Source organism: Paenarthrobacter nitroguajacolicus (assembly GCF_051027655.1).
GTDB classification, from domain to species: domain Bacteria; phylum Actinomycetota; class Actinomycetes; order Actinomycetales; family Micrococcaceae; genus Arthrobacter; species Arthrobacter nitroguajacolicus.
The window spans coordinates 1,132,363-1,158,776 of record NZ_CP073234.1 but is presented as its reverse complement, the minus strand read 5'-3'; the positions used below and the strand labels follow the sequence as shown (position 1 = coordinate 1,158,776).

At 62.0% G+C, this 26,414-nt stretch carries 22 protein-coding genes and 1 tRNA gene; 13 read left to right on the top strand and 10 right to left on the bottom strand.

What is annotated here, in order from left to right; all coding sequences use genetic code 11:
• Nucleotides 1-105: 105 nt before the first annotated feature.
• On the top strand, nucleotides 106-3,039 hold the full coding sequence (locus KCX59_RS05840) for a chitobiase/beta-hexosaminidase C-terminal domain-containing protein (protein WP_179018145.1): 2,934 nt from the start codon (nucleotides 106-108) through the stop codon (nucleotides 3,037-3,039).
• A 138-nt stretch (nucleotides 3,040-3,177) separates the two neighbouring features.
• Here the strand turns inward: KCX59_RS05840 and sucD are convergent, their stop codons facing one another.
• The 5 genes from sucD to KCX59_RS05815 all read right to left on the bottom strand — a co-directional run bounded on the left by sucD (nucleotide 3,178) and on the right by KCX59_RS05815 (nucleotide 9,696).
• Nucleotides 3,178-4,080 carry a succinate--CoA ligase subunit alpha gene (sucD, locus tag KCX59_RS05835; protein WP_091465756.1) on the bottom strand — a complete coding sequence of 301 codons (903 nt, stop codon included), beginning with the start codon at nucleotides 4,078-4,080 and terminating at the stop codon, nucleotides 3,178-3,180.
• 12 nt (nucleotides 4,081-4,092) lie between these two features.
• Nucleotides 4,093-5,262, bottom strand: a complete 1,170-nt coding sequence (gene sucC, locus KCX59_RS05830; protein ID WP_011773779.1) for an ADP-forming succinate--CoA ligase subunit beta — start codon at nucleotides 5,260-5,262, stop codon at nucleotides 4,093-4,095.
• Between the two features lie 264 nt (nucleotides 5,263-5,526).
• A complete protein-coding gene (locus tag KCX59_RS05825) occupies nucleotides 5,527-6,225 on the bottom strand; it encodes a hypothetical protein (RefSeq protein ID WP_178994426.1) in 699 nt (232 codons plus the stop codon).
• Nucleotides 6,226-6,239: 14 nt separating this feature from the next.
• On the bottom strand, nucleotides 6,240-8,786 hold the full coding sequence (gene pcrA, locus KCX59_RS05820; RefSeq protein ID WP_179018144.1) for a DNA helicase PcrA: 2,547 nt from the start codon (nucleotides 8,784-8,786) through the stop codon (nucleotides 6,240-6,242).
• Between the two features lie 64 nt (nucleotides 8,787-8,850).
• Nucleotides 8,851-9,696: an inositol monophosphatase family protein gene (locus KCX59_RS05815; RefSeq protein WP_178994301.1), complete on the bottom strand. Its 846-nt coding sequence runs from the start codon at nucleotides 9,694-9,696 to the stop codon at nucleotides 8,851-8,853.
• A gap of 33 nt (nucleotides 9,697-9,729) precedes the next feature.
• On the opposite strand from KCX59_RS05815, the gene KCX59_RS05810 reads away from it, so the two are divergent.
• Together KCX59_RS05810 and KCX59_RS05805 are read left to right on the top strand one after the other, a co-directional pair.
• Nucleotides 9,730-10,353, top strand: coding sequence for a hypothetical protein (locus KCX59_RS05810; RefSeq protein WP_179018143.1), 624 nt, complete (start codon nucleotides 9,730-9,732; stop codon nucleotides 10,351-10,353).
• Between the two features lie 41 nt (nucleotides 10,354-10,394).
• Nucleotides 10,395-10,775 (top strand): hypothetical protein, encoded by a 381-nt coding sequence (locus KCX59_RS05805; protein ID WP_218649485.1) that lies wholly within the window; start codon nucleotides 10,395-10,397, stop codon nucleotides 10,773-10,775.
• Here the strand turns inward: KCX59_RS05805 and KCX59_RS05800 are convergent.
• Nucleotides 10,762-11,547, bottom strand: coding sequence for a DUF998 domain-containing protein (locus KCX59_RS05800; RefSeq protein WP_178994295.1), 786 nt, complete (start codon nucleotides 11,545-11,547; stop codon nucleotides 10,762-10,764). The genes KCX59_RS05805 and KCX59_RS05800 overlap by 14 nt on opposite strands.
• A 108-nt stretch (nucleotides 11,548-11,655) precedes the next feature.
• On the opposite strand from KCX59_RS05800, the gene KCX59_RS05795 reads away from it, so the two are divergent.
• From KCX59_RS05795 to KCX59_RS05785, 3 genes are all read left to right on the top strand, one after another.
• A tRNA-Arg gene (locus KCX59_RS05795) sits at nucleotides 11,656-11,728 on the top strand.
• Nucleotide 11,729: 1 nt separating this feature from the next.
• Nucleotides 11,730-12,188, top strand: a complete 459-nt coding sequence (locus KCX59_RS05790) for a DUF6314 family protein (RefSeq protein WP_179018142.1) — start codon at nucleotides 11,730-11,732, stop codon at nucleotides 12,186-12,188.
• Nucleotides 12,185-12,598: an NUDIX hydrolase gene (locus KCX59_RS05785; RefSeq protein ID WP_179018141.1), complete on the top strand. Its 414-nt coding sequence runs from the start codon at nucleotides 12,185-12,187 to the stop codon at nucleotides 12,596-12,598. Before KCX59_RS05790 ends, KCX59_RS05785 begins: the two co-directional genes overlap by 4 nt.
• Before the next feature lie 57 nt (nucleotides 12,599-12,655).
• On the opposite strand, the gene KCX59_RS05780 is transcribed toward KCX59_RS05785, so the two are convergent.
• A complete protein-coding gene (locus KCX59_RS05780) occupies nucleotides 12,656-14,569 on the bottom strand; it encodes an ABC transporter ATP-binding protein (protein WP_178994290.1) in 1,914 nt (637 codons plus the stop codon).
• A 3-nt stretch (nucleotides 14,570-14,572) separates the two neighbouring features.
• Nucleotides 14,573-16,234, bottom strand: coding sequence for an ABC-F family ATP-binding cassette domain-containing protein (locus tag KCX59_RS05775; protein WP_179018140.1), 1,662 nt, complete (start codon nucleotides 16,232-16,234; stop codon nucleotides 14,573-14,575).
• 208 nt (nucleotides 16,235-16,442) lie between these two features.
• On the opposite strand from KCX59_RS05775, the gene KCX59_RS05770 reads away from it, so the two are divergent.
• The 7 genes from KCX59_RS05770 to KCX59_RS05740 all read left to right on the top strand — a co-directional run bounded on the left by KCX59_RS05770 (nucleotide 16,443) and on the right by KCX59_RS05740 (nucleotide 22,318).
• Complete coding sequence (locus tag KCX59_RS05770) at nucleotides 16,443-17,165, top strand: hypothetical protein (RefSeq protein ID WP_179018139.1); 723 nt, start codon at nucleotides 16,443-16,445, stop codon at nucleotides 17,163-17,165.
• On the top strand, nucleotides 17,162-17,869 hold the full coding sequence (locus tag KCX59_RS05765) for a hypothetical protein (protein WP_091465741.1): 708 nt from the start codon (nucleotides 17,162-17,164) through the stop codon (nucleotides 17,867-17,869). The genes KCX59_RS05770 and KCX59_RS05765 overlap by 4 nt, the downstream gene beginning before the upstream one ends.
• A gap of 230 nt (nucleotides 17,870-18,099) precedes the next feature.
• A complete protein-coding gene (locus KCX59_RS05760) occupies nucleotides 18,100-18,915 on the top strand; it encodes an amino acid ABC transporter substrate-binding protein (protein ID WP_179018138.1) in 816 nt (271 codons plus the stop codon).
• A complete protein-coding gene (locus KCX59_RS05755; RefSeq protein WP_011773765.1) occupies nucleotides 18,916-19,575 on the top strand; it encodes an amino acid ABC transporter permease in 660 nt (219 codons plus the stop codon).
• Nucleotides 19,562-20,368, top strand: a complete 807-nt coding sequence (locus tag KCX59_RS05750; RefSeq protein ID WP_179018137.1) for an amino acid ABC transporter ATP-binding protein — start codon at nucleotides 19,562-19,564, stop codon at nucleotides 20,366-20,368. The genes KCX59_RS05755 and KCX59_RS05750 overlap by 14 nt, the downstream gene beginning before the upstream one ends.
• A gap of 43 nt (nucleotides 20,369-20,411) precedes the next feature.
• Nucleotides 20,412-21,308, top strand: coding sequence for a hypothetical protein (locus tag KCX59_RS05745; protein WP_256871511.1), 897 nt, complete (start codon nucleotides 20,412-20,414; stop codon nucleotides 21,306-21,308).
• A gap of 2 nt (nucleotides 21,309-21,310) precedes the next feature.
• Complete coding sequence (locus tag KCX59_RS05740) at nucleotides 21,311-22,318, top strand: hypothetical protein (RefSeq protein WP_179018135.1); 1,008 nt, start codon at nucleotides 21,311-21,313, stop codon at nucleotides 22,316-22,318.
• A gap of 27 nt (nucleotides 22,319-22,345) precedes the next feature.
• On the opposite strand, the gene KCX59_RS05735 is transcribed toward KCX59_RS05740, so the two are convergent.
• Both KCX59_RS05735 and fdhD read right to left on the bottom strand, forming a co-directional pair.
• Nucleotides 22,346-25,375, bottom strand: a complete 3,030-nt coding sequence (locus tag KCX59_RS05735; RefSeq protein ID WP_179018134.1) for an alpha-mannosidase — start codon at nucleotides 25,373-25,375, stop codon at nucleotides 22,346-22,348.
• Between the two features lie 127 nt (nucleotides 25,376-25,502).
• The gene (gene fdhD / locus KCX59_RS05730) at nucleotides 25,503-26,414 is read right to left on the bottom strand and encodes a formate dehydrogenase accessory sulfurtransferase FdhD (RefSeq protein ID WP_179018133.1); all 912 of its coding nucleotides are present in this window, start codon (nucleotides 26,412-26,414) and stop codon (nucleotides 25,503-25,505) included.

Genomic DNA, 26,414 nt, shown 5'->3' with positions numbered 1-26,414 from the left:
TTCGCACCAGTGGTAATCGGGGCAGTGTATAACTCCATTCGAAATGACGTCCTGGGGGCGTCGTAAGTTTGCCGGCTGGGGGGCCCAACATCTGCTCAAGGAGCAATGGTTGTGGACCGTCCAAAATACGCTCGTCGTCATACCCGCTTATCACTCATCGGCACCCGTTCATTCGTCCGGCGAATCCTTGGATTCTTGCTGGGCCTTGGTGTTGCCCTTTCTTCATTTGTCTTCGGTTTTGCCCCGCCCGCCTCGGCAGCCGTACCCCCTTGTCCCGGGACCGGCGGTGCCCAGCAGATCGTTGCGCATACGGACGATGACCTGATCTTCATCAGCCCCGATTTCATGCGGGATGTCCAAGCAAAGCGTTGCGTCCAGACGATTTACCTCACAGCGGGCGACGCCGGAGAAGGCCAATCGTATTGGGCCGGTCTTGAGGACGGGATCCGGTCAAGCTACGCCTTGATGGCGGGGGTCGCCAATGCATGGACGGCTTCGGACGCCGGTGTACCCGAGCGACCGGTGACTGTCCACACGCTCAACGCGGCGCCGAATATCTCGGTGGTTTTCCTGAGGCTTCCGGACGGCTTCCCCAACGGCAATGGCAGCAGCCGTTTCAATGGCCAGAGCATCCTGAAGTTGTGGGACGGACGCATTTCTTCAATTCGGCCTGTGGACGGATCGGCCACGTATTCAAAATCGCTGCTGCAGACTGTGTTGAACCGGCTGGTGGCCAACTACAAACCCACCACGTTCCGCACCCAGGACTGGACAGGCAATTTCACCACCCCCTATGACCACAGCGACCACTGGGCTGCGGCAAAATTCGGTCAGTTAGCCACTCGCGCCTACACCGGACCGCATACCTCGTCCGCCTACGATGCCTATGTCATCGACGAGTACGCGCAAAACGTCACTGGCGCCGAACTCACCAGCAAGGTCAACACCTTTCGGCACTTTGCCGAATTCGACGAGTTCCTGTGCGGGAACATCTGCCCGGACGTGCCGTACAGCGACTGGCTCAAACGGCAGTACATTACAGCCATCGAGTGGACCGGCAACGCGGCGAAATCGGCGGGAACAACCGTTTCAGCGTCCTCTCAGAGAGCCTCGGGACAAAGTCCCGAGAAAGCGCGGGACGGATATGCCTGGGGAACCCCCATGGACGCCAACCGGGAGTGGGTCACCAATGGCGGCCGGGCAGGCAGTTGGATCCAGTACAACTTCACCCCTGCGCGTACCATCAACGCCGTGACGCTTTTTGATCGTCCGCTAACAAGCGACCAGGTAACCGGCGGCAATCTCACCTTCTCGGATGGCAGCACCGTCCTGGTTTCTGCCCTCCCGAATAACGGTTCCGGGCTGACGGTGAATTTTCCTGCCAGGACCGTCAGTTCAGTGCGCTTCAACATCAGCTCAGTCAGCGGGTCCACCACCAACGTTGGCTTGGCGGAGTTCGAGGCGCACATCACCGCTGACGTCGTTGCCCCCGTGGTGACAGCCACACCCGCGGGTGGCACCTACGACATCGGGCAAAAGGTCACACTGACCGTGAATGAACCTGCCACCATCTACTACACAATCGACGGGTCCACGCCTACCACGGCGACCCCGACTAAGGTCAGCTATCCAAACACGGCAACAATCACTCTCGACGGGCCCAGGACCCTGAAGTACTTCGCCGTAGACACCGCGAACAATCCCTCCACCGTGGTCACCCAGACTTACTCCACGGGCCCGGATGTGACGAAACCGGTGGTAACAGCCAGCCCCGTGGGCGGCGCCTACGCTCCCGGCACCACCATCACCCTCACGGTCAATGAAGCGAACTCGGTGATCAAATACACCACCGATGGTACCGACCCGTCGACTGCCGGGCAGGTGTACTCCACACCGATAGCGTTCCCCGGCACGGCACCCATGACGCTGAAGTACTTCGCCACGGATCCTGCAGGGAACGTCTCCGCCGTGGTCACCCAGACGTACACGGTTCCGCCGGACACCACGGCCCCTGTGGTCACAGCCAACCCCACCGGCCGCGCCTTGGCCAGCGGGGCCACCATCACCCTCTCGGCGAATGAACCCGGAGCTGCCATTTACTACACCACCGATGGCAGCACGCCCACGGCAACGGAATCAGCCACGAATATCAAGTACGCGGCTCCGATTGTCATGGGGAGTTCCAACCTCGTCCTCAAGTACATCGGGGTGGACACGGCCGGCAACACCTCGCCAGTGGGCACCCAGACGTACACCGTGCCCGCAGCCGGACCGCCGTCGGCCCATGACTACAACGGGGACGGTAAAGCCGATGTCCTGGCCTCCGACACCGCCGGTAATTTGTATCTTTACCCTGGGGACGGCGCGGGCGGCCTTTTGCCCCGGCAAGTAGCCCTACCGGCACCCGCCTGGTCCACCGTGACTGACACCATCACCCCCGGTGACTTCAACAAGGATGGCAAACCTGACTTGCTTGCCCGTGCCGGTGACGTCCTGTGGTTCTACCCCGGTAACGGTGCAGGCAGTTTCGGGGCCCGGGTACAGGTCAGTACCGGCTGGAGCACCATGAGCCAACTGTTCTCCCCTGGAGACTTCAGCGGCGACGGCATTCCGGACTTCATTGGCCGGCTCAGCTCAGGGGAGTTGCGGCTCTACGAAGGCAACGGCACCGGTGGCCAGCGGACGCCCACCACCATTGGATCCGGCTGGAATGTGATGAATGCAATCTTCAGCACGGGGGACTTTAATGGAGATGGGAAGGGAGACGTGCTCGCGCGGCGCTCGGACACCGGCGCCCTCTGGCTGTATCCCGGAAACGGAACCCGCGGATGGCTCCAGTGGAAGCAAATCTCCACGGGTTGGGACAACCGAACAGCGATAGCCGGGCCCCGCGACCTCAACGGCGATGGCAGCAACGACGTCATAGGCCGCATCGCAGACACCCTGTGGCTGTATCCGGGCACGGGCAGCGGAGCGTTCAGCAACGTACCGCCCATCAGCCTCGGCACCGGCTGGCAGGCTTTGAAGATCATCGCCTAGCCAGCCCCTAGGACCTGGCGCGGGTCGGAGTTTTCCCCCAGACTCTTCGGCCCGCGTCAGCTAACTTAACGAACGACGACGGCCCGTCACCTTCCGTGCGGAAGGCGGCGGGCCGTCGTCGTGAGCTAGCTGTAAAGGCTAGAGCGTTGCGTAAACTTCGCGCAGCAGTTTGGCGGTCTCGGACGGCGTCTTGCCGACCTTTACACCAGCGGCTTCGAGAGCTTCCTTCTTGGCCTGGGCCGTACCGGCGGAACCGGACACGATGGCGCCAGCGTGACCCATGGTCTTACCCTCGGGAGCGGTGAAGCCGGCAACGTAGCCAACAACCGGCTTGGTGACGTTGGCCTTGATGAAGTCGGCTGCGCGCTCTTCAGCGTCGCCACCGATCTCACCGATCATGACGATTGCCTTGGTTTCCGGGTCAGCTTCGAAAGCTGCCAGGGCGTCGATGTGCGTGGTGCCGATGACGGGGTCGCCACCGATACCGATCGCGGTGGAGAAGCCGAGGTCGCGGAGTTCGTACATCATCTGGTAGGTCAAGGTACCGGACTTGGACACGAGGCCGATGGGGCCCTTGCCCGTGATGTTCGCCGGGGTGATGCCAACCAGGGCCTCGCCGGGGGTGATGATGCCGGGGCAGTTCGGTCCGATGATGCGGGTGATCTGCTTGCCGTCAGCGTCCACCTTGGACTGGGCGAGTGCCCAGAATTCGGCGGAGTCCTGAACCGGCACACCTTCGGTGATGACAACGACGAGGCCGATGCCGGCTTCGATGGCTTCAACCACGGCGTCCTTGGTGAATGCCGGGGGAACGAAGACGATGGAGACGTCAGCGCCGGTTTCAGCGATGGCTTCCTTGACGGTGCCGAAGACGTTGATTTCCTTGTCGCCGTGCAGGACCGTGGTGCCGGCCTTGCGGGCGTTGACGCCACCAACAATGTTGGTGCCGGCCTTGAGCATCAGGGCGGTGTGCTTGGTGCCCTCGCCGCCGGTGATGCCCTGAACGATGACCTTGGAGTCCTTGTTGAGGTAGATAGACATTGTCGCGTCCCTTTACTTAGCTGCGTTGGCGAGCTCGGCGGCCTTGTCGGCGCCCTCGTCCATGGTGGCGGCCAGGGTAACCAGCGGGTGGTTGGCCTCGGTCAGGATGCGGCGGCCTTCCTCAACGTTGTTGCCGTCGAGGCGAACTACCAGCGGCTTGTTCGCGGAGGAACCGAGCTCAGCCAGTGCACCGACGATGCCCTTGGCAACGGCGTCACAAGCAGTGATGCCACCGAAGACGTTCACGAACACGCTCTTGACCTGGGAGTCGCCAAGGATAACGTCCAGACCGTTGGCCATGACCTCGGCGGATGCTCCACCGCCGATGTCCAGGAAGTTGGCGGGCTTGACGTTGCCGTGGTTCTCACCGGCGTAAGCAACGACGTCGAGGGTAGACATCACAAGACCGGCGCCGTTGCCGATGATGCCTACTTCGCCATCCAGCTTGACGTAGTTGAGGTCCTGCGCCTTGGCCTTGGCCTCGAGCGGGTCAGCCGCGTCCTTGTCTTCCAGGTGTGCGTGGTGCACGTGGCGGAAGTCAGCGTTCTCGTCCAGGGAGACCTTGCCATCGAGGGCAACGATTTCGCCTGCGCCGGTACGGACCAGCGGGTTGACCTCAACCAGGGTTGCGTCTTCCTTCTTGAAAACGTCCCAGAGCTTCAGAATGACGTCGGCTACCTTGCCGCGCAGTTCCTCGGCGAAACCTGCAGCTGCGACGATCTCGTCAGCCTTGGCCTGGTCGATGCCCACAGCGGGGTCGATGGCGATCTTGGCCAGGGCCTCGGGACGCTCGACTGCAAGCTGCTCGATTTCCATGCCGCCTTCTACCGAGCACATGGCCAGGTAGTTGCGGTTGGCGCGGTCCAGGAGGACTGAGAAGTAGAATTCCTCGGCGATGTCAGCACCCTGGGCAATCATCACCTTGTTGACGGTGTGGCCCTTGATGTCCATGCCCAGGATGTTGGTGGAGTGCTCAAGCGCCTCTTCGGCGGTCTTGGCAACCTTGACGCCGCCAGCCTTGCCGCGGCCACCAACCTTAACCTGTGCCTTTACGACAGTTACGCCGCCGATCTTCTCGGCAGCTGCCTTCGCTTCTTCAGGAGTGTGCGCCACGATGCCGGCGAGCACGGGTACACCGTGCGCCTCGAACATATCGCGCGCCTGATATTCAAACAGGTCCACGGTTTAGTGTCCTTCTACGTCGAAGTAGTTTTCTGTTCAGCCGGGAACCGCGATGACCGCGATAGCCAGCTGCGGAAAGTACGCGGTAACAACCGGGATTGAAGCCGGTCACATTGCGTAAGGTCCTCTCGGAACTTTAGCCCTTTGAGGAGTCCCGCCAGCTACACACTACCTGTTAAGTGAGTAACCTTACACTTCTATCGGATGTAGAAAAACCGCATAATGACGCGGTTTTTGGGCTGTCGGAGGGCGTTCGGGGACGGTTCAGGACGCTTCTTTCAGGTTCCCGCGGACCGTTTTGCCGCCGTCGGAAATCAGCTGGTATCCCTCGCGGTTCACGAAGAATGCCACGCCACCTGAGACGTTTCCGCAGGCAACGCCGCCGTTATAGGCCGAACACCGGAGACCGTTGCGCTCGATGTTCTGCCCTTCCGGAAGCTCCCGGAGTTTGGAAATGGGACCCCCGCCACTGCCCTTTGGCCCGAACTCGGACTCCATTTGTGTTACGCCGGAACGACATGAGCCATAGACCGCCTTCTCCGGAGTCAACAGCGCCGTCCCCCCGAGGTAGCCAAGGCCTGTTCCTGCGCAGTCCTCCACGATGTCATCCAGGTCCGGTTTGGCATATTTGGCCAGCTCGCAATGCGCCACAGGAACAACTGCGAATTTGTTGTTGGCCGCGTCGGAGTAGGAGTTGGCTTCATAGGGAAGGTTGAGGTGCCCGCCCCGGGAAGATGTCAGGGCGCACACAATGTTCTTGTCAGCAGTGATGAACGCTGTGACATCCTCGCCCGCCGACAGGGTTGTCTGCTCAGTGACAGGAACCTGCTGGAGCTGCTCCAGCGGCGGCAACGGAGCCGGCGGCACATAGTTGGGATCTTCGGTGGCGAAAGAGCACCCAGTGGCCAGCACCATGATCAAGGCGGCCAGGATCCCCCAAACAGTCCGTCGCATGCCCCTCATTATGCCGTGCCGTGTCATGCATCGAGTTTGGTCAGGGGTGCATACCGCAATAGCAGCCGCTTCTCGCCGACGTCGAATTTCACCTTCGCAACCGTTTTGTCCCCCGCGCCTTCGATGCCCAGCACCACGCCGTTGCCGAAGCTCGTGTGGTTGACTTTGTCCCCCACCACCACGGAAATGACTTCCTTTTGCGGCTGGACCCTGTTGCGTACGACGGCGGCAGGTACGTCGGCGTCGAACCCTGCGGTTGGGCTTGCGGCAGCACCGCGGGACGTGCCCGCACCCCAGAATGAACCACCGTAGCGGTTGGACCCGATGGGGGCGCTCCCCCAACCGCCTGCGGCCTGACGGCTCATTCCCTCGCGCTTCCACTCCACCAGCTCGGAAGGGATCTCTTCCAGGAACTGGCTGGCGGGGTTGTACTGGCTCTGGCCCCACATGCTGCGGACCTCCGAGCGAGTGACGTAGAGACGCTTGCGCGCCCTGGTGAGGCCCACATAGGCCAGGCGCCGTTCTTCCGCGAGTTCCTTGGGATCCGTGGCGGAGCGCTGGTGCGGGAAGATGCCGTGCTCCATACCGGTGAGGAACACCACCGGGAACTCCAGGCCCTTGGCGGTGTGCAGCGTCATGAGTGTGACAACGCCCATTCGCTTGGCCTCTGCGACGGCGGCATCGATGTCCGCACCCGGCGCATCCGGGATCTGGTCGGCATCGGCCACCAGTGAGACCTGCTCCAGGAATTCGCCGAGCGAACCGTCCGGGTTGTCGCGCTCGTATTCCCGGACCACAGCCACCAGTTCGGCGAGGTTCTCCACGCGGGACTCATCCTGGGGATCGTTGCTGGCGCGCAGCCCCGCCAAGTAGCCGGTCTGTTCGAGGACGGCTTCCAAGGCAGCGGCAGCACCAGAGCCGGAGGCTACCTCGGCAAGGTCATCGAGCAGCTTCACGAAGCCCAGGACAGCATTGACGGAGCGGGTGGCCATGCCCGGCGCTTGGTCAGCACGGCGCGCAGCGGCCATGAACGAGGTGCGTTCACGTTCGGCCAAGGCAGCCACGGCGCCCTCAGCACGATCACCGATCCCGCGTTTGGGTTCGTTCAGTACCCGGCGAAGGTTGACGTCGTCGTCCGGGTTCACCAGGACGCGAAGGTAGGCCAGGGCATCCTTGATTTCCTTGCGCTCGTAGAAGCGCGTTCCACCAACAACCTTGTACGGCAGTCCCACCCGGACAAGGACGTCTTCAATGGAGCGAGACTGTGCGTTGGTGCGGTAGAAAATGGCGACGTCGCCCGGACGCAAGTCTTCCTCATCCTGCAGCCGGTCGATTTCCTTGGCTATGAACTGGGCTTCGTCGTGTTCGTTCTCACCCACGTAGCCAATGATTTTCTCGCCGTCACCTTCCGCGGTCCACAAACGCTTTTCCTGGCGGTTGGGATTGCGGGAGATGACCGAATTGGCAGCGCTGAGGATGTTCTGCGTGGATCGGTAGTTTTGCTCCAGTTTGATGGTGCGGGCGTTGGGGTAGTCGTGCTCGAACTCCACAATGTTGCGGATGTCCGCGCCACGGAAAGCATAAATGGACTGATCGGAATCGCCCACCACAGTAAGTTCGCTCGGTGCCACGTCCGTGTCTGTTCCCAAGCCGACGATTTCCCTGACCAGCGCGTACTGCGCGTGGTTGGTGTCCTGGTACTCGTCCACCAACACGTGCCGGAAGCGGCGCCGGTAGGATTCCGCGAGCGCAGGGAAGGCCCGGAACATGTACACGGTTTCGGCGATGAGGTCATCGAAGTCCATCGCATTGGCTTGCCGGAGACGCTGCGTGTAGCCCTTGAAAACCTCGGCTACAGCCTGTTCGAAGGGGTCGTTGTGGTTTGCCGAGGAGACGTAGGAGTCGGCATCAATGAGCTCGTTCTTGAGCGCCGAAATCTTGTGCTGGATGGCCTTCGGCGCGAACTTCTTCGGATCCAGGTCCAGGTTCTTTGCCACGAGTGTGATCAGACGCAGGGAATCAGCGGAGTCGTAGATGGAGAAGTTCGAATTCAGCCCGACGTTCGCAGCTTCCCGGCGAAGGATTCGCACGCAGGACGAATGGAACGTGGAAATCCACATGCCCTTTGCCCGGGCGCCAACCAAGGCTTCGATGCGTTCCCGCATTTCGGCTGCTGCCTTGTTGGTGAAGGTGATGGCCAGGATTTCGCCGTGATGCGCGCGCTTAGTGGCTATGAGGTAGGCGATCCGGTTACTCAGGACGCGCGTCTTCCCCGAGCCTGCACCCGCGACGATCAGCAAGGGGCTTCCGGCGTGCTTCACGGCCTCTTCCTGCTGCGGATTCAGTCCTTGGAGGAGCGCCTCAGCGGTCGGCAACCCGTGGGCGCCCTGGTTGCCCCATCCCCCTTGGGCAGGTGCTTGGGGAGCGTTTCCAGCCCCGCCCGTTCCTTCCTGGAGGCGCGGCCCGGAGGCGCCACCGCCGGAATGGGAAAGTTCCGGGGCAGCCTTGACTGCGGCTTTGGTGCCAGCTTTGAAGGGTCCGCCTGCGTAGGGGTCAAACAACATATCCATGGTGCCTACCAGTCTAGGCGGTGCCCCTGACACTATAAGGCGACGCGGTCAGCAGCGGCTGATGCTAGGCAAATTGGGGAACAGAGGTGAGGGCGGCGCTCAACTCGCGCACCGCCGTCGGGCCTCCCGCCACGAACCAATTCAATCCGTTGACCTGCACGACGGCGGTGTCCCCGCCGGCAGCGCGGACGATCGCCTTGCCGGGGAGCCAGTCCCATTCGGGGCAGCTGTGTTGGAACCAGCAGCCGAGCTCCCCGTCAGCCACCCGGCCGAGGTCGCAGGAGCCGGAACCGAACATACGCAGCGACGCCGCGGAGACCGCGGCTGCGTGCCATGGCATGGCCGCGCGGGGGTCTGCGAGCCAGGTGGGGTGAATGTACGTGGCTGCGGAGATTTGGCCAACGGGGAGGTCGCCTGAACCGGTGATCGCCTCGCCGTTCAGGGTGGCCGGACGTTCCGCCCCTCCCAGCCAGAGCTTATCCAGTTCGGGCTGGTAGATGGCGCCCAGCAACACCTCCGGATCGGTGACCGGGTTGCCGCCATGGTCCGAGTCGTCACGCTTGAGGGCGATGGCCGAGCACCAGTATGTGGACCCGTGGAGGAAGTTGTAGGTGCCGTCAACGGGGTCGATCACCCAGGTCCGGCCGCTCGTCCCCGCCACCGAGGCACCCTCCTCGCCGAGGATGCCGTCTTCCGGACGGCAGCGCCGCAACTGTTCCAAAACGTAAGCCTCGGCTGCGTGATCGGCTGCAGTGACGACGTCGGACACTGACGTCTTGCGTTCGCCCTGCAGTCCCCCCATCCGCATGAGCAGCGCCAGCTGGCCCGCCTCACGGACCAGGGCGCTGGCCAGTTGGTAGTCATCCAGTGAAGGATCGAGTTCAGTTGCTGTGTGCCTGCCGGTGGTCATGGATCCAGCTTATGTGGCGGAATAATGGATGACATGGCCAAGACACCAGCCCAGCGCGTCAAGAAGCACGGAACAAAGGCAGTGGTTCCCGATCACTCGCTACCGCCTGTGATCAACACCACCACGCAGCGCACCCCACAAAAGGCGCAGAGCAACTCCAAACTCATTGTGATCGCGGGTGTCGTGGCCAGCCTGTTCCTGTTCTGGTACCTGCACTTGCTCACCCTGAACCAGATGACGCAGCTCTCGGGTGGCCTGGCGATGCCGGATTCGCTGATTGGCGGCTTCTCACAGGACTACATCGTCCAGCTTAGAGAGGCCATGGATGACTCGGCGCGCGGCCAGCTCAACTACGTCCACAAGACCGCCGGCACCCTGTTTCCGCTGATCTTCGGCTTCAGTTGGCTCCTGTTGATCGGCACCAATGTGGCGCGAAAGTCGTGGCGTTGGGCCATGTGGGCCGCTCCCCTGCTGTTCGACGTGGCCCACCTGTGGTCCAATGTCGCCATCGATTCCGTGTTGGCCGCGGAAACGCCCGACGCCGGTTCGGTGGCCTTGGCCTCAGCTGTCACTGTCGCGTCGTGGGTGCTGTTCCTGATCAGTCTCCTGTGCGGCGTGCTGGCAGTGTTCCTGGGCAGGAAGAGCCCCAAGCAGTGAGCTTCCGAAGGTTTTTCAAACCCGCCGTTTCAGCTTTAACCATGGGCCTGCTCATCATGAGCGCGTCCGCCTGCGGACTCGGCGGCCCGTCCAAAGCGGAGCGCCTGGGCAAAGACCTGGAGGCAGCCGCTTTGTCGGTAACCGGGGTTGAATCCGCCAAGCTCAACGTCAACATGAACACGTCCGGAAATTTCATCACCGTCAAGTTGGTCGGAAGCAGCCACGACGCGGACGTCCTCGCTGACGTGCTCGGGAACGCGCTTCCGCCCATGCTCGAAGAAACTGAAGAACTTCAGTCAGGTACGTTCGGGATCAGTATCTTCTCGCCGGACGATGCCGTGTCCGCCAGCGCGCGGGATCTGGGCTACCCGGGCGGTTCCTCCCTCAACAGCTTCCGCGAATACTTCCTCAGCGTGCCCTGAGTACTTTCCGTTCCGTGTGGACACGCTGGGCAATCACCAAGCCGGCCGCTGCCAGTCCGATGGTCACCGGGTAGCCCATGAACCGCTCCAGCAAACCCGGCTGGGGCACCTCCATCCCGGTGATGGCGCCGATGACCAAGGCGCCAATACAGACGAGCCCGCAGGCAGCGAGGAACCAACTGATCGGGGTTTGACGGAACCACAGGATGCCTAACAGGAGCAGTGCAAAACCTCCCCCAATGAAGAACATCAGTGCGCCCGCAAAGTGCCAGGGCGATCCGAGGTCTTCGGGAACCAATCCCACCAGGACCGTTCCCACTCCGGCGACACCGGTGAGGATCCGGATGGCGACAGCCAGGATCCAGGGCACGGTCAGGACCCGCGTCTGAGGCGAGTCGTCCGCAACAGCTCGAAATCGTCGTGCCGTTACTCCGGGCCGCGCGGCCACACTCAGCAACCCTGCCGTCAGAAACAACGCCCCGAGGACCAGCGCCAGGCCTTGAACCACGAACGAGGCATTCATCAGCCAGTGCAAAGGCGAGCAGACGGCTCTGTCCTCGTAGATCCCGCAGGAAATTGCTCCGAGGTCACTGATGAATCCGGTGGCCCTGCTGTAGGGCCCGGGACCTGCCCAGGCCTCGATCACGGCGGCCTCGGCTACGAAGTATTGGACCACGCTCAGCTGCGCCCACCCTCCGATGTTCGCCCTGATGCCACGGGTATCCGGAAGGAACGATCCAGCTGGCGCCGGTGCAGTCGCGTGCCCTTTCATGAACGCCAGCCTAGCGGTGTTCGGGCAGCGTCCCCGCAGCTTGTATGCTTGTAGTCGTGTCCGGGCCCTCGAGCTCCAGCAGTGGGATTAAGAGCCATGGACACACAGGCCCTCGTAGCTCAGTGGATAGAGCACGGCTCTCCTAAAGCCGGTGTCGTTGGTTCGATTCCAATCGAGGGCACTTGAACCACCAGCAGCCCACCCAGGACTTGCAGGCCTACTTGGCCGGCAGCTGGGTTGTGGAGCGCACTCTCCTGGACCGGACGTCCGGCACCAACGGAACCTTTACCGGCGTCGTGCGCTATACCCGGAACCCCGACGGCGGCCTGGACTACCGCGAAGACGGAACCATGCACTGGCCTACCCATTCGGGTCCGGCATTCCGCGAGTACCTCCTGAAACCGGGTTCCGGGCCGGAGTCGATGGACGTGTTTTTCCCCGACGGCAGGCCCTTCCATGTGATGAGTTTCTCCGAACAGGGCAACCAGGATAAGCACTGGTGCGACCCCGACGACTACCGGGTCAGCTACCTCTGGGAGGGTCCTGACTCGTTCAGCTTCACGTGGGATGTCCAAGGGCCCGCCAAGAACCTGCTGCTTGAATCGCACTTGGTCCGGATCGACGCCGGGAGGCAATCATGAGTACATCCGGCACGGACCTGATCGTCGTAAGCGCCGTCTGCGTCTACAACGGCGAAGGCCAGCTCCTGACCGTCCGCAAGCGTGGCACTGAGAAGTTCATGCACCCCGGTGGCAAACCAGAGTCCGGTGAAACCGCCGCGGAGGCCGCTTCCCGTGAACTCCTGGAAGAAGTCGGCATCGACGTGGCACCGAACCGCCTCGAGCCGCTCGGCGTGTGGCTGGCTGTGGCGGCCAACGAGGCAGCAACGAACATCGAAGCCACCGTTTTTACTGCGCCCGGAACGTGGGAGGCGCACCCCTCGGCGGAGATCGCCGAGATCCGCTGGCTGGACCTCGACGCGCCTCTTCCCACGGACTTGGCCCCGTTGCTCACCGACCACGTACTTCCAGCGCTCACCCCGCCCAAGTAGGTCGCAGTTAAGGCCGTTTTGACAGCTCAGAACGGCTTCATCTGCGACCTACATGGGTTACAGCTCCGGGACCGCTTCCTGGGCCACCGCCGTGGCTTCGGCGAACTGGGTTTGATACAGCTCGGCGTATCGTCCATCCGCAGCCAGCAGCTCAGTATGTGTGCCACGCTCCACGATCCTGCCGTCCTCAACCACCAGAATGGCGTCAGCAGCACGGATGGTGGACAGCCGGTGGGCAATCACGACGGCGGTGCGCCCCTCGAGCGCCTCGCCCAAGGCCGCCTGGACGGCGGCCTCGTTGGTGGAGTCCAACGCAGCCGTGGCTTCGTCGAGGATCACGACGCGAGGCTGCTTGATCAGCAAGCGGGCGATGGTGAGCCGTTGGCGTTCACCACCGGAGAGCCGGTAGCCGCGCTCCCCCACCACGGTTTCCAGGCCATCAGGCAAGGACCGGATCATCGGCTCCAAACGTGCGCGCCGGAGCACATCCCACATGTCGGCTTCCGTAGCGTCCGGCCGGGCGAGGCGCAGGTTGGACGCGATGGTTTCGTGGAAGAGATGACCGTCCTGGGTCACCATGCCCATGGTGTCCCGCAACGAATCGAAGCTGAGATCGCGGACGTCCACGCCTGTTCCGGGCTTTTGGCCGCCAAGGCGCACTGTGCCGGAGTCGACGTCGTACAAGCGCGAGAGCAGCTGGGCCACTGTGGACTTGCCGGCACCGGAGGAACCCACCAGGGCAACGGTCTGCCCCGGTTCCACCCGGAAGCTGACTCCGTGCAGAACTTCCTCGCCTCCACGGGTATCCAGGGTGGCGACGTCCTCAAGAGAAGCCAGTGACACCTTCTCGGCGGAAGGGTAGGAGAAGCGTACGTCGTCGAATTCCACAGCCACAGGTCCCGCCGGAACAGTGACGGCGTCCGGCTTCTCGGTGATCAGCGGCTTAAGGTCCAGAATTTCGAAGACCCGCTCAAAGCTGACCAAAGCACTCATGATTTCCACGCGGGCATTGGACAGCGCCGTCAGCGGAGCGTAGAGCCGGGTGAGGAGGAGAGCGAGAACCACCACGTCACCGGGTGCCAGCTGCCCGCCAATTGCCAGCCAACCGCCCAGGCCATAAACCAAGGCCAAAGCCAGTGCCGACACCAAGGTCAAGGCCGTGACAAAAGTGAACTGCAGCATGGCAGTCCGGATCCCAATATCCCGGACCCGGCCGGCCCGCTCAGCGAACTCACGGGATTCCTCGTCCGGGCGGCCGAACAATTTCACCAGCGTGGCGCCCGGCGCGGAGAACCTCTCCGTCATCTGCGTGCCCATGGCAGCGTTGTGCGCGGCAGCTTCGCGGCGGAGGTCCGCCAGTTTGGAGCCCATCCGCCGCGCCGGAATCAGGAAGATCGGCAGCAACACCATGGCCAGCACGGTCACCAGCCAAGAAGTATTGAGCATGACCACAAGTGTCAGGACCAGAGCCACCACATTGCTGACCACTCCGGACAGCGTGCCGGCGAAGGCGGACTGGGCTCCGATGACATCGTTGTTCAGGCGGCTGACCAGGGCACCGGTTCGGGTTCGGGTGAAGAACGCAATGGGCATGCGCTGCACATGATCGAACACACGCGTGCGGAGGTCCACAATGACACCCTCGCCAATGATGGAAGACAGCCAGCGGGTCACCAAGCCCACGCCCGCCTCGCCAACGGCGACTATGGCGATCAGGACGGCCAACCAGATCACCGTACCCACACCGGCGTTGGCGATGATGGCATCCACCACCTGACCGGCCAACACCGGAGTAGCGACGGCCAGGAAAGCACCCGCGATGGAGGCGATCACAAAGGCAACCAGCTTGCCCTTATGCGGCGCGGCAAAAGCCATGACCCGCTTCAGGGTTTCCTTGGAGAACGGCTTCGAGCCGCTCTTGGCGGTAGTGATGTTGTACAGCGAGCTCCAGGCCACGCGGTCCATGCTCATGGGTTACTTCTCCTGGCTTGGGGTGTGGTGGAGTTCTTGCACTTGTCCGTTTTCCAGATGCCAGCGCGAATCGAGCCTGACGTTCTCCAGCAGCCGGCGATCGTGCGTGACCAGCAGGAGCGCGCCTTCATAACTTTCCAGCGCCTCCTCCAGCTGCTCGATGGCCGGCAGATCCAAATGGTTGGTGGGCTCGTCCAGCACCAGCAGGTTCACGCCACGGGCCTGCAGCAACGCAAGCGCAGCGCGGGTCCGCTCCCCCGGAGACAACGAATCCACTGTGCGGGAGGTGTGATCCGCCTTGAGCCCGAACTTTGCCAAGAGAGTACGCACATCCGCACTGTTCCAGTCCACCAGCACAGCTTCAACAGCGTCGCCAAGCTGCCGCCCGCCGTCGAGCAGTCCGCGCGCTTGGTCAATTTCGCCAATGGCCACGGACGCACCCATGGAGGCGTCGCCGTCGTCCGGTTCCTGCGTCCCCAACAACAGGCGCAAAAGCGTTGACTTCCCGGCCCCGTTCGGTCCGGTGATGCCTATGCGCTCGCCGCCGTTGAGCTGGAGGTTCACTGGACCCAGCGTGAAGTCACCTTGGCGGGCGACGACGTTGCGCAAGGTGGCGACGACGGCACTTGAGCGGGGCGCCTGGCCGATGCTGAACTGCAGTTGCCATTCCTTGCGCGGTTCCTCCACCTCGGTGAGCCTCGCGATACGGGACTCCATTTGGCGGACTTTCTGGGCCTGCTTCTCCGACGATTCGCTGCTCGCGGCGCGACGGATCTTGTCATTATCCGGGTTTTTCTTCATGGCGTTCCGGACGCCTTGGGAGCTCCACTCACGCTGGGTGCGTGCACGGGAGACGAGGTCGGCCTTGGTGTTCGCAAACTCCTCGTAACGTTCCCGGGCATGGCGTTTGGCCACGGCGCGCTCTTCGAGGAACGCTTCGTAGCCACCGTCGTATACAGCCACGGAGTTCTGGGCGAGGTCCAGTTCCACGACGGTAGTGACGCAGCGGGCCAGGAATTCGCGGTCGTGCGACACCAGGACCACACCACCCCGGAGGCCCTGGACGAAGGCCTCAAGCCGGGCGAGTCCGTCAAGGTCGAGGTCGTTGGTGGGTTCGTCCAGGAGGACCACGTCAAAGCGGCTGAGCAGCAAGGCGGCCAAAGCCACGCGCGCAGCCTGACCACCGGAAAGGCCCGTCATGAGGGCGTCGGCGCCAAGCTCCAAGCCGAGGTCGGCGAGGACAGCGGGAACCCGGTCCTCCAGGTCCGCGGCGCCCGAGGCCATCCACCGGTCAAAGGCCAAAGAGTAGGCGTCATCTGCGCCGGGAGCCCCCGAGCCGAGAGCTTCGGCGGTGGATTCCATGTCGCTTGTTGCCTGGGCACAGCCAGTACGTCGCGCAATATATGCCGCGATTGTTTCGTCAGCGGTACGCTCGTGTTCCTGCGGCAACCAGCCTACGAAAGCGTCCGAAGGCGCCAGGTTGACGCTCCCTGCCTGGGGCTGGTAAACGCCGGCGAGAATGCGCAGCAGCGTGGACTTACCGGCACCGTTCGCGCCCACCACACCCACTACATCGCCTGGCGCGACGGTTAGGGACAGGTCCGAAAAAAGTGTGCGATGGCCATGACCACCGGCAAGATCCTTGGCCACCAAAGTTGCAGTCATTGTCTATCCTCCAGCAAGGGAACGCAGAAATTCAGGCCGCGATTCCCGCGGGCATGGAAAAACCCGCTGGTCCGGACTTGGGGGGTGTACGGACCAGCGGGTTCAATCATCAAGCATAATTCAATGTGGCTTCGGCGTAAAATCGTTTCGTACTCCCACTTACGGCTTACGCAGCCTTGCCCTCGCGGCCCGTCCAGGAAAGTCCCACATGCCCTTACCGTCCAAGGCGTTCCAGCGCTGGCTTCATGGCATTGCGCCCGATGCCAGCACTGCTGACGTCTGCAGGATCGCCGGCATCAAGCGAACAACACTGGCCCAGCAACTGGTACGCGGCAAGGTTGCCGAGTCCACTTTGGTGAGCATCAGCCGCGGCTTCCACATCAATCCTGTGCAAGCCCTGTCCACTTTCGATCTTTACGCCGAACTCCGGGGTGACCCCGTCCCACCCACGCCCTGCGAACTCGTCAGCCAGGTGGCTACCATCGATCTGCTGCGTGCAGTGGTGGACCGGAACGGGCCCGGTACAGCCCCCGCTCCGCGTCTTTCTGAACCACCGCACCCCACCTCAGTGCGTAACTGGGTAGACGCGATCGACGACGGCGAGTTGCGGCACCGGGTCAGCGACGCCACCGGGATTGCGCCACAGAACTTCTCCGCCCATCTGACCGCCAACAGGCTTCCGCCGGAGTTGGCCATCGCAACATCGCGCGCAGCCGGGGTTGGGCCTGCGGGAGGTTTGGTCGCCGGTGGGCTGATCACTGAGGCTGAAGCAGGGTGGCCGGCCAATGCCCGCCAGGAAGCGCTGGACAAGTTGTCGCAGGGCAGACTGGTGACATTGGCAGGCGAACGGCTTTTGGCGCTCGGCAAGACACTGCGCCGGCAGGAACAAGACCACGAACGAACTGAACGAATTTGGGAGAACCTCGGATGACGGCTGTCCTACCTTGGGTCACGCTGGCAGTGTGCCTGGCGATTACCCTCGCCCGGGTTCCGAGCGCCTTGCGCGGAGAGAACCGTGAGGTTTTCTACATTTTCTCGCTGATCTCGTTGAGCATCCTCATCAGCATCGAGGCACCCTATCTGGTCATTGACGGCTGGCTCGGCGGGATGAACATCGGCAACCTGATCCTGCGGTTCCTGCTGTACGGCACGTTCTTCTTCATGGGCATCAAGATCGCCACCGCTTTCGGCTCAGCCTCAGCCGTGCGCGCCATCCGAGGACCTGTCGGGATCACCGCCGCGGCAATCGTTGGTGCACTGACTATCTACTTCTTCGTCATCACGGACACGCAAGGATCCTCGGCGGGGATGAGCGGACTGAAATGGGGGCCCTCCCTGGATGGATACGCGGCGATGGGCCGCTTGTATCCGGGGTTCGTGGCGGCCTGCCTGGTACCTGCCATCTGGCGCACCGTGGTCAGCACGGCCCCCATACTGTTGCGGGTGGCCTCGGGGTTCCTGCTGTTGGGACTTTCCTTGCTCCTGTCGTCCCAACTCTTCCCCCTCATTCCATTTTCGGAGGCCTGGTTGCGGGTACTCATCAACTATTCGGCTGCCCTGTTCACATGCCTCGGACTCGCTGGAATTTGGTTCTCCAAGTCTTTTGCGCGGCGAAAGCAACGTCTCTCGGCGTAAGACTTTCACAAAACCATTAGATCGTGGCACAATCATGAATGTGTGAACGCGGCTTGCAGCCTGACACCGGAATCAGAGAACGGGTTTCCGGTGGATGTGGCGCCCACGTGATCACAATTGGGGGGATGAGTGGTGGCGGGCTGTTGGGGACCGCCCCCACTCAGCCTTTTTAACGGCCCTTTCGCAAGCCGCCCGCCAAGCCTTGCCCGAGCGGTGACTAAGATGGCTCCATGAACAGCCTTCGCTCCCGCCGCTCTGTCCTCGCAGCCACCCTGGCCTCGGCCGCCCTTGCACTTTCTGCATGCGGTGGAGGATCGGCACCCGCCCAATCCGGTGGCGACACGTCACTTTCAGACGTGAAATCCAAGGGCGAGCTCGTCATCGCCACCGAAGGTACCTACCGCCCCTTCAGCTTCCATGCTGACGGAGCCGGGGAGCTCACTGGGTTCGACGTCGAAATCGCCCAGGCCGTGGCAGGGAAACTTGGCGTGAAGGCTACCTTCCAGGAAACGCAGTTCGACGGCATCTTTGCCGGGCTCGAATCCAAGCGGTTCGACACCATCGCCAACCAGATCTCCATCAATGACGAGCGCAAGGCCAAATACGAGTTCTCCACCCCGTACACCATCTCCACCGGCGTAGTGGTCACCAAAGCGGACAACGGCAGCATCAACAGCTTCGCAGACCTCAAGGGCAAAACCACCGCCCAGTCACTAACCAGCAACTTCTACAAGATGGCAGTTGAAGCCGGCGCCAACGTCCAGGCAGTAGAAGGCTGGGCGCAGTCCGCTACGCTGGTGCAACAAGGACGCGTGGATGCCACGGTTAACGACAAACTCACGTACTTGGACTACGCCAAGAACACTCCCGACTCCGGTCTGAAGGTCGCCGCCGAAGCACCGGAGAAGACCGAGAGCGCCATGGTCTTCCGCAAGGGGTCTACGGAACTCACGGCCGCAGTGGACAAGGCCCTCGCTGATCTCCAAGCCGATGGCACCTTGGCCAAGATTTCGGAAAAGTACTTCGGCGCGGACGTCACCAAATAGATGAACTGGGACCTCATCTGGAGTTCCTTCGGTCCACTCATCACCGGCGCCGTCACGGGGACCATTCCGCTGACCCTCGCGTCCTTCGCCTTCGGCTTGGTGCTCGCGCTGGTGGTTGCCCTGATGCGCCTGAGCCCAAACTGGCTGCTCTCGGGCATCGGCCGCTTCTACGTCTCGGTGATCCGCGGTACTCCGCTGCTGGTGCAGCTCTTTGTCATCTTCTTCGGCTTGCCCAGCATCGGCATCCGGCTTGATCCCTGGCCAAGCGCCATCATTGCCTTCTCCCTGAACGTGGGCGGGTACGCAGCCGAGATCATCCGTGCTGCCATCCTCTCCGTGCCGAAGGGCCAATGGGAAGCCGGCCACACTATCGGAATGTCCCGTCCGCAGGCCCTGGTGCGCATCATCCTGCCGCAGGCAGCAAGGGTGTCCGTTCCTCCCTTGTCCAACACCTTCATTTCCCTGGTGAAAGACACGTCCCTCGCCTCGCTCATCCTGGTTACTGAACTGTTCCGCAACGCACAGCAGATCGCCGCGTTCAGCCAGGAGTTCATGGCCCTTTACCTGCAGGCAGCCCTGGTTTATTGGGTCATTTGCCTGGTTCTTTCCACTGCGCAATCCGCCGTGGAAAAGAGATTGGACCGCTATGTCGCTCACTAACGAACCCGCCCGGCAGCCGCGCGTCACGTCCGTCCTGACGGCCCGGAGCCTTGCCAAAGCCTTCGGAAGCAACGTGGTCCTGCGCGATATCGACATCGATATCCAGCGCGGCCAGGTGGTGGCCCTGATCGGGCCTTCGGGCTCCGGCAAGACTACGGTCCTGCGTTCGCTCAACGGGCTGGAAATTCCCGACGCCGGCACGGTCACCTTTGGAAGCGGCGACTCCTCAGCTGAGCTCGCCATCGACTTCGGCGCCAAAGTAGGGAAGAAGGAAGTGGCTGCGCTCCGCGACCGCAGCGCAATGGTCTTCCAGCACTACAACCTTTTCCCCCACATGACCGTGCTGAAGAACATCATCGAAGGCCCCGTCCAGGTCCAAAAACGGCCTCGCTCCGAGGCAATTGCCGAAGCCGAACGCCTGCTGGAACGTGTTGGTCTTGCAGACAAGCGCGATGCCTACCCTTTTGAGCTCTCAGGCGGTCAGCAGCAGCGCGTGGGAATCGTCCGGGCGTTGGCACTCAAGCCCCAACTGCTACTGTTTGACGAACCCACGTCCGCCCTGGACCCCGAACTTGTGGGGGACGTCCTCGGCGTCATCAAAGAACTCGCCGAAGAGGGCTGGACCATGGTGATCGTGACCCATGAGCTCGCCTTTGCCCAGCATGTGGCGGACGAGGTTATCTTCATGGACGGCGGGGTTGTAGTGGAACGCGGGCCGGCAGCCGAGGTTTTGCGGGCACCGCGCCAGGAACGGACCAAGCTCTTCGTGAAGCGGCTCCAGCACGACGTCTAAGTGGTTCACAAGTAAGTGGTTCACAAATATGGGGGATAAGAAGTTGGAAGAAACAATCAGCGAACCCGGACGCGGTGGTTCCAAACGAGCGGCACTCATAGTGGTTGCCGTAGTGGTGGCGTTGGTGGCCGCGGGGCTTGGCATCTGGTTTGCGGTCTCCCGGCCAACAGAGCCAGGACGTGCCGACGTTGCCCGTTTGGACAAGCAACGCGTCATTGTGGACAACTCGATGAACCTCTACGATCCTTTGGTCCAACAGTTTTCGGGCCGGTACTCGAACGCCATTTCCGAAAAAGCGGGACAGGCGGAAGTGGACAAAGTCCTCAGCCAGGACCGTGAGCGCATCGTGCGTGAGTCACAGGCAAATCGTGACCGCTTGGAACACATGGCGGAATCGCCGGCACTGCAGGGTCAGGGAGTCGCCGAATCCTTCAACCGCTTCAAGGATCAGTACGGTGCGGTGATCGCCTACAACGACCAACTGGTAATCAACACCACCAACATCTACCGCTCCGTGGGCGGGCCGTGTGCGGCCCTGCATTCATCGCTGAACGTTGCAAGTGAGTCCTACGCCCAGGACTACGTCAAGAGCGCTGACGAGTGTCTGGCCGCGCTGGGCACCGCCAAGGACGGTGCCGACGCAGAGACCACCACCCTGCTCACGGAGGTAGAGGCCGTCATCCGCGGGCAGCGGGACAAGCAACAGGAAGTGCTTGACAGCAAGGACACCTTTGAGCGCCTCAGCAAGAGCACCATTGCCGGCCTGGCACTGTTGGATATTAATGATGCGTTCGCCAAGGCACAAACAACATATGAAACTGCCACCAAGGACAAATACTCAAAGATCATCGAAAGCGCCAACAGCTCAAACTCCGAATTCGAGGGCGTTCTCCAGAAGAGCCTGGAACAGTTTGATGCAGCATCAGGTGAGGGGAAGTAGCGATGACCATTGAGCCCGTTCGCAGTAAGCGCCGTCCAGTCCTTATCGCTATTAGTATTGCCGTTGTGGTGGCGGTGGTTGCCTCGGTAGTGGTGATCGCCTTGACCAACTTCGCCGGTCAGCAGCGCAGGGAAAGCCTGGCCCTCATCAAGGACGAGCGCCTGACGGCACTCGTTGAGGCAAGGGGCAAGATCCAGCCCGCGGTCAACGCCTACCTGGCCGCGTATAAAAAGGCGCGCAATGCCCCCGCTTCCCGTGAAGAGGCGGAGAAGAACTCCGTCAAAGAGCGGGATGAGTTCCAACAGGCCGTCAATTCCGCACGGACTACCTTAAACGATGTGCAGACTGGCTACGGCGCTGGTGAAGAAGCGGATGGGATCGGTGTGGCTGTAGCCCAGCTGGGTGATTCCTACCAGGCCTACCTCGACTCCATGGAGGGCCTGGTGGAGTCATACCCCCTGTTCGAAGGCCTGTTCAGGGAAGATGCCGGGTGCAGCGGACTCTTTGTGGGCTCCAAAGCAGCCAACCTCCGGGAACGCCAAACGCTCTTGACACAAGCAGCTGTTCCTTGTCGGGAAGCCGTCAACCAGCTCAAGCAGTCCAAGAACGTCTCCTACGTTGAGTTTGCCCGCACCTTGGACAACGAGATTGCACAGCTCGAATCGCACGCAGAAACAACCGCGAAGTCCGAGGAGAACTACAACGAGTTTGTTCGGCTTAAGGATGAATACGTCAAGAAGGTCGATGACGCCACCGCCCGGAACGCCCCGGAAGCGGAATACCTCAAGATCGCCGACGAACTCAAGGCTCTCAACACCCGGATAAAGAACAACAGGTCAGAATTCGACTTTGCCGCCAAGCGCTACCTCAACGGCGTGAAGGACATGCCCACCTTGGTTGAGGATGTCTTCTCGAAGAACGTCTCAGCCCAAATCAAACACCATGACACTGTGATTCCCGTTCGGGTTCAAGTGTTGAAAGACGCTATCGACGCGGAACTGGCGGAGTAACGCAGGGGCCCAGCCAATCCGCGCCAATCAGCGAATCAGCCGCAGCGTTACCAGCTGGAAAGGCCGGAGCACCAGCTTGACCACGGGCCCCTCCTCCACAGCCACTCCGGGGGCTTCCGAGGGGCGCTCCAGCAAGTCCGTGGCAGATGCATCGGAGCACTCAAAGTTGGCCGTTAGGAAGCCCGTTGAGCGCTCCCCCAACGATTCGTAAAGCCGGACAATAACATCGCCCGAACCGTCTTCGGCCAGCTTGACAGCCTCCACCACGATTGCCGGATTGGACACGGAAAGCAGCGGTTCCACGGGCGTTTCGCCGGAGATGAACCTCGGCTTCAGGTTGGTGCGGTAGCCCTCTTCCACGGCATCGGCGATCGCAGCGCCCGGCCTGATGGACACCTCAAGTGTGTGGCTTCCGCGGTCTGCTTCCGGATCCGGGAACCGGGCGGAGCGAAGCAGCGAGGTACGGACCGTCGTCGTGGTTCCGCCATCGGCACGGACGGCCCTGGTGACGTCGTGCCCGTAGCTTGAGGAGTTGCTTACTGCAACGCCGTAGCCGGGCTCGGCGACGTGGATCCAGCGGTGGGCGCAGATCTCAAACTTGGCCGCTTCCCAGGATGTGTTGGTGTGCGTCGGGCGGAAAACGTGACCGAACTGGGTTTCCGACGCTGAACGATCCGCCCTGACATCCAGCGGGAAGGCGATCTTCAGCATCTTTTCGCGTTCCTGCCAGTCCACCGTGGTGGCGATCCCCAACGACGCCGCACCGGCGTCGAGAGTCAGGCGTTGGGTGATGGTCGAGGCACCCACCTTGCGTTTGACCACGACGACGACGCCGGCCGGCGAACGCTCAACATCGACGCCATCCGCTTGGGTCAGTGGTGTGACGTTTCGGCGATAGAACTCTTCGATGTCCCAGGCGTCCCACTCGTTCGGAGTGTCCCTGAAAAGCTCGAGCAGGTTCCCGGCCTGTCCTGGAGCGATGGCGTCGCGGCCGCTGGCGTAGTCAATCAAGGACGTCAGCAGGCCATCCTGGTTCAGGACCGCGCGGATGATGCCGTTGTCCAAGACGTAGCCGTCCTCCAGCTCGTCCAGCTGAACACTGGAATCCGGCGTCGTTGCCTGGGCCGCACCCAATGCAGGCACGCCGTTGCGCTGATGCGGCGCGGCGTTCAAGAGGAACTGCTGATCCCCCTCGCCTACCAAGGCCTGAGCGGCCTGGTTGATGATGTCCTCGAGATTCCTGGCTATGGCCTCGTAGTTGCGCTCTGCATCCTCGTGGACCCAGGCGATGGAGCTGCCCGGAAGGATGTCGTGGAACTGCTGGAGCAGGACCAGCCGCCAGAGACGTTTGAGTTCGTCCGCGGGATAGGAGTATGCCGGACCGAGCCGGACAGCGGCAGTGGCACACCACAGCTCGGCCTCACGCAGGAGGTGTTCGCTCCGACGGTTGCCACGCTTGGTCTTGGCCTGGCTCGTATACGTTCCACGGTGCATTTCCAGGTACATCTCACCCACCCAGACCGGCAGATTGCTGTACTCGGCCTCGGCTTTCGTGAAGAAATCCTTGGCAGTGCCCATGCGGACCTTCGGGGAGCCTTCCAAATCCGCCGTACGATGCGCTGCGGCAACCATTTCGCGCGTCGGTCCGCCACCGCCGTCGCCGTAGCCGAACGGCACCAAGGACATGGTCCCGCGGCCGTGATCGCGGTAATTACGCTGTGCATGGGCCAATTCACGTCCGTGCAGTTCAGCGTTGTAAGTGTCCACGGGCGGGAAGTGCGTAAACAGCCGCGTGCCGTCGATGCCCTCCCACGCAAAGGTGTGGTGAGGCATCCGGTTGACCTTGTTCCAGGAGATTTTCTGCGTGAGGAACCAACGCGACCCGGCTTCCTTGACGATCTGGGGGATGGCACCTGAATAGCCAAATGAATCCGGCAGCCAAGCTTCCTGGCACTCGATATCGAACTCGTTCAGGAAGAAACTCTTGCCTTCCACGAACTGGCGGGCCATGGCCTCGCCGCCTGGCATATTGGTGTCTGATTCCACCCACATGCCACCCACCGGAACGAACTGGCCTGCCTTCACTTTTTCCCTGATGCGCACAAAGAGCTCAGGGAAGAACTCCTTCATCCACGCCATCTGCTGGGCCGATGAGCAAGAAAAAACGAAGTCCGGGTCTTCATCCATCAAGGCCACCACGTTGGAGAAAGTACGGGCACACTTGCGGATGGTTTCGCGGACGGGCCACAGCCAGGCGGAGTCGATGTGTGCGTGGCCGGTAGCCAGGAGTTCATGGGCGGACGCGTAGGCGGGACGGCTGAGGACCTGCATCAGCTCTGCACGGCCTGCGGCAGCGGTTCCGGCAATGTCGTCCGGATCCATAATGTCCAGCATGCGTTCAAGCGCGCGCAGGATCTCATGGCGCCGGGGCATATCCATGGGAAGTTCGTGCATCAAGCCGCTGAGGGTCCAGATGTCCTGGTTGAGTTCCCACACGGTTTCGTTCAGTTCAGCGATTGCTATGCGGCCCAGGCGGTACCGGGGCTCCTCGCCGGAAGTGGCCTTATCCCCCAACGGCGTGGGGGCGAAGGACCATCCTTGCGCTACATCCGGGTTGGCGGCAGCCTCCACATAGAAGTCAACGGAGTGGCCTCCGCCCAGAAGCTTGAGCGGAACGTGGAAGTTCCTGGGCGAGATCGCCTTGATGATGCTTCCATCGGAGCGCCATGCGGTACCTTCACACTGAAACCCCGGGACATCGCTGTTAAAGCCAAGATCGACGATGATCTCCACAGTGGTGGAATCCGTCATTCCCCAGTCCTGCGGCACCTCTCCTTGGAGGCGCAGCCACTTGGTGCTCCAGGCCTTGCCCCACGCGGCGCCGGGCTCCTGCGGAGTGAAGACCTGGCGCAGCGCTTCCGCGGCAGGCACGGGTTCGCCTGGCGCGTCCCAGCTGCTGAGCTGAAGCGGAATCGCCCTGCCGTAAATGGCCGGAAGAATGCGTTCCCGAACAAATCGATCGAGACGCTGTTCAGTGATCCGGCGGTCGTCGTGCAATTAATTCCCCTTTGGGCGTTCGCTGGGTGACAGGGATTGTTACCGCGCCCCAAAACTGCAGGGCGCGGACGGCGAAACTTGGGTCGCCGCGCTTCCAATCGATGGATAAAATCTACGTTGTTCCAGCTCAATAGCCAAGTGATTGCCGGCTATCCCCCACGGCCTGCGGGTCAGTTTGAGCAGCTTCTGCAACGATTCTCTCCCGCCCGGCATAAACATTGAGGCTGAGCCCGCGGCTGAAACCGGCCAACGTAATCCCCGTTTCCTCCGCCAGTTCCGCCGCAAGGCTGGAGGGTGCGCTCACAGCCGCCAATACGGGTATTCCTGCCATGGCAGCCTTCTGGACAAGCTCAAACGAAGCCCGGCCCGAAACCTGAAGGACAGTCCCCTTGAGGGGCAACATGCCCGCCCGCAAGGCCCAGCCCACCACTTTATCCACGGCGTTGTGCCTGCCCACGTCCTCCCGGAGGCAGAGCAGCTCCGTAGTGCCGTCGTCGTGGATCCTGAAAAGGCCGGCAGCGTGCACGCCACCGGTCTTGTCAAAGACCGCCTGCGCCTCACGGAGGCGGTCCGGCAATGCGGCGAGCGCCCGTACCGGAACAGTGATGCGGTCTTCCTTGGGGCTGTGGTGCGAGGACTTGCGAACGGCATCAATGGAGTCCGTGCCGCAAATTCCGCACGAGCTGGAGGTGTAGACGTTGCGGCCGGTGTCGGGTCGTTCAACATCAGGCCGAAGCTGTGCATCCACCACATTAAAGGTCTGCACCCCGTTCTCGTCCTCACCAGCGCAGAAACGCTCCGAGACCAGCTGACCCGGCTCCCACACGATCCCTTCCGAGACCAGGAATCCCGCAACGAGGTCGAAGTCGTCTCCGGGGGTCCGCATGGTCACGGAGAAAGACATGTCACCCAAGCGGATCTCCAGCGGTTCCTCCACGGCCAGGACGTCTTCCTTGAAGCGGATGGGATGCTCCAAAGCCTGCGGTGAGCCATCCAGGACAAACTTGTGAACCTTGCGGCGCTGGGTTACCCGTCCCAT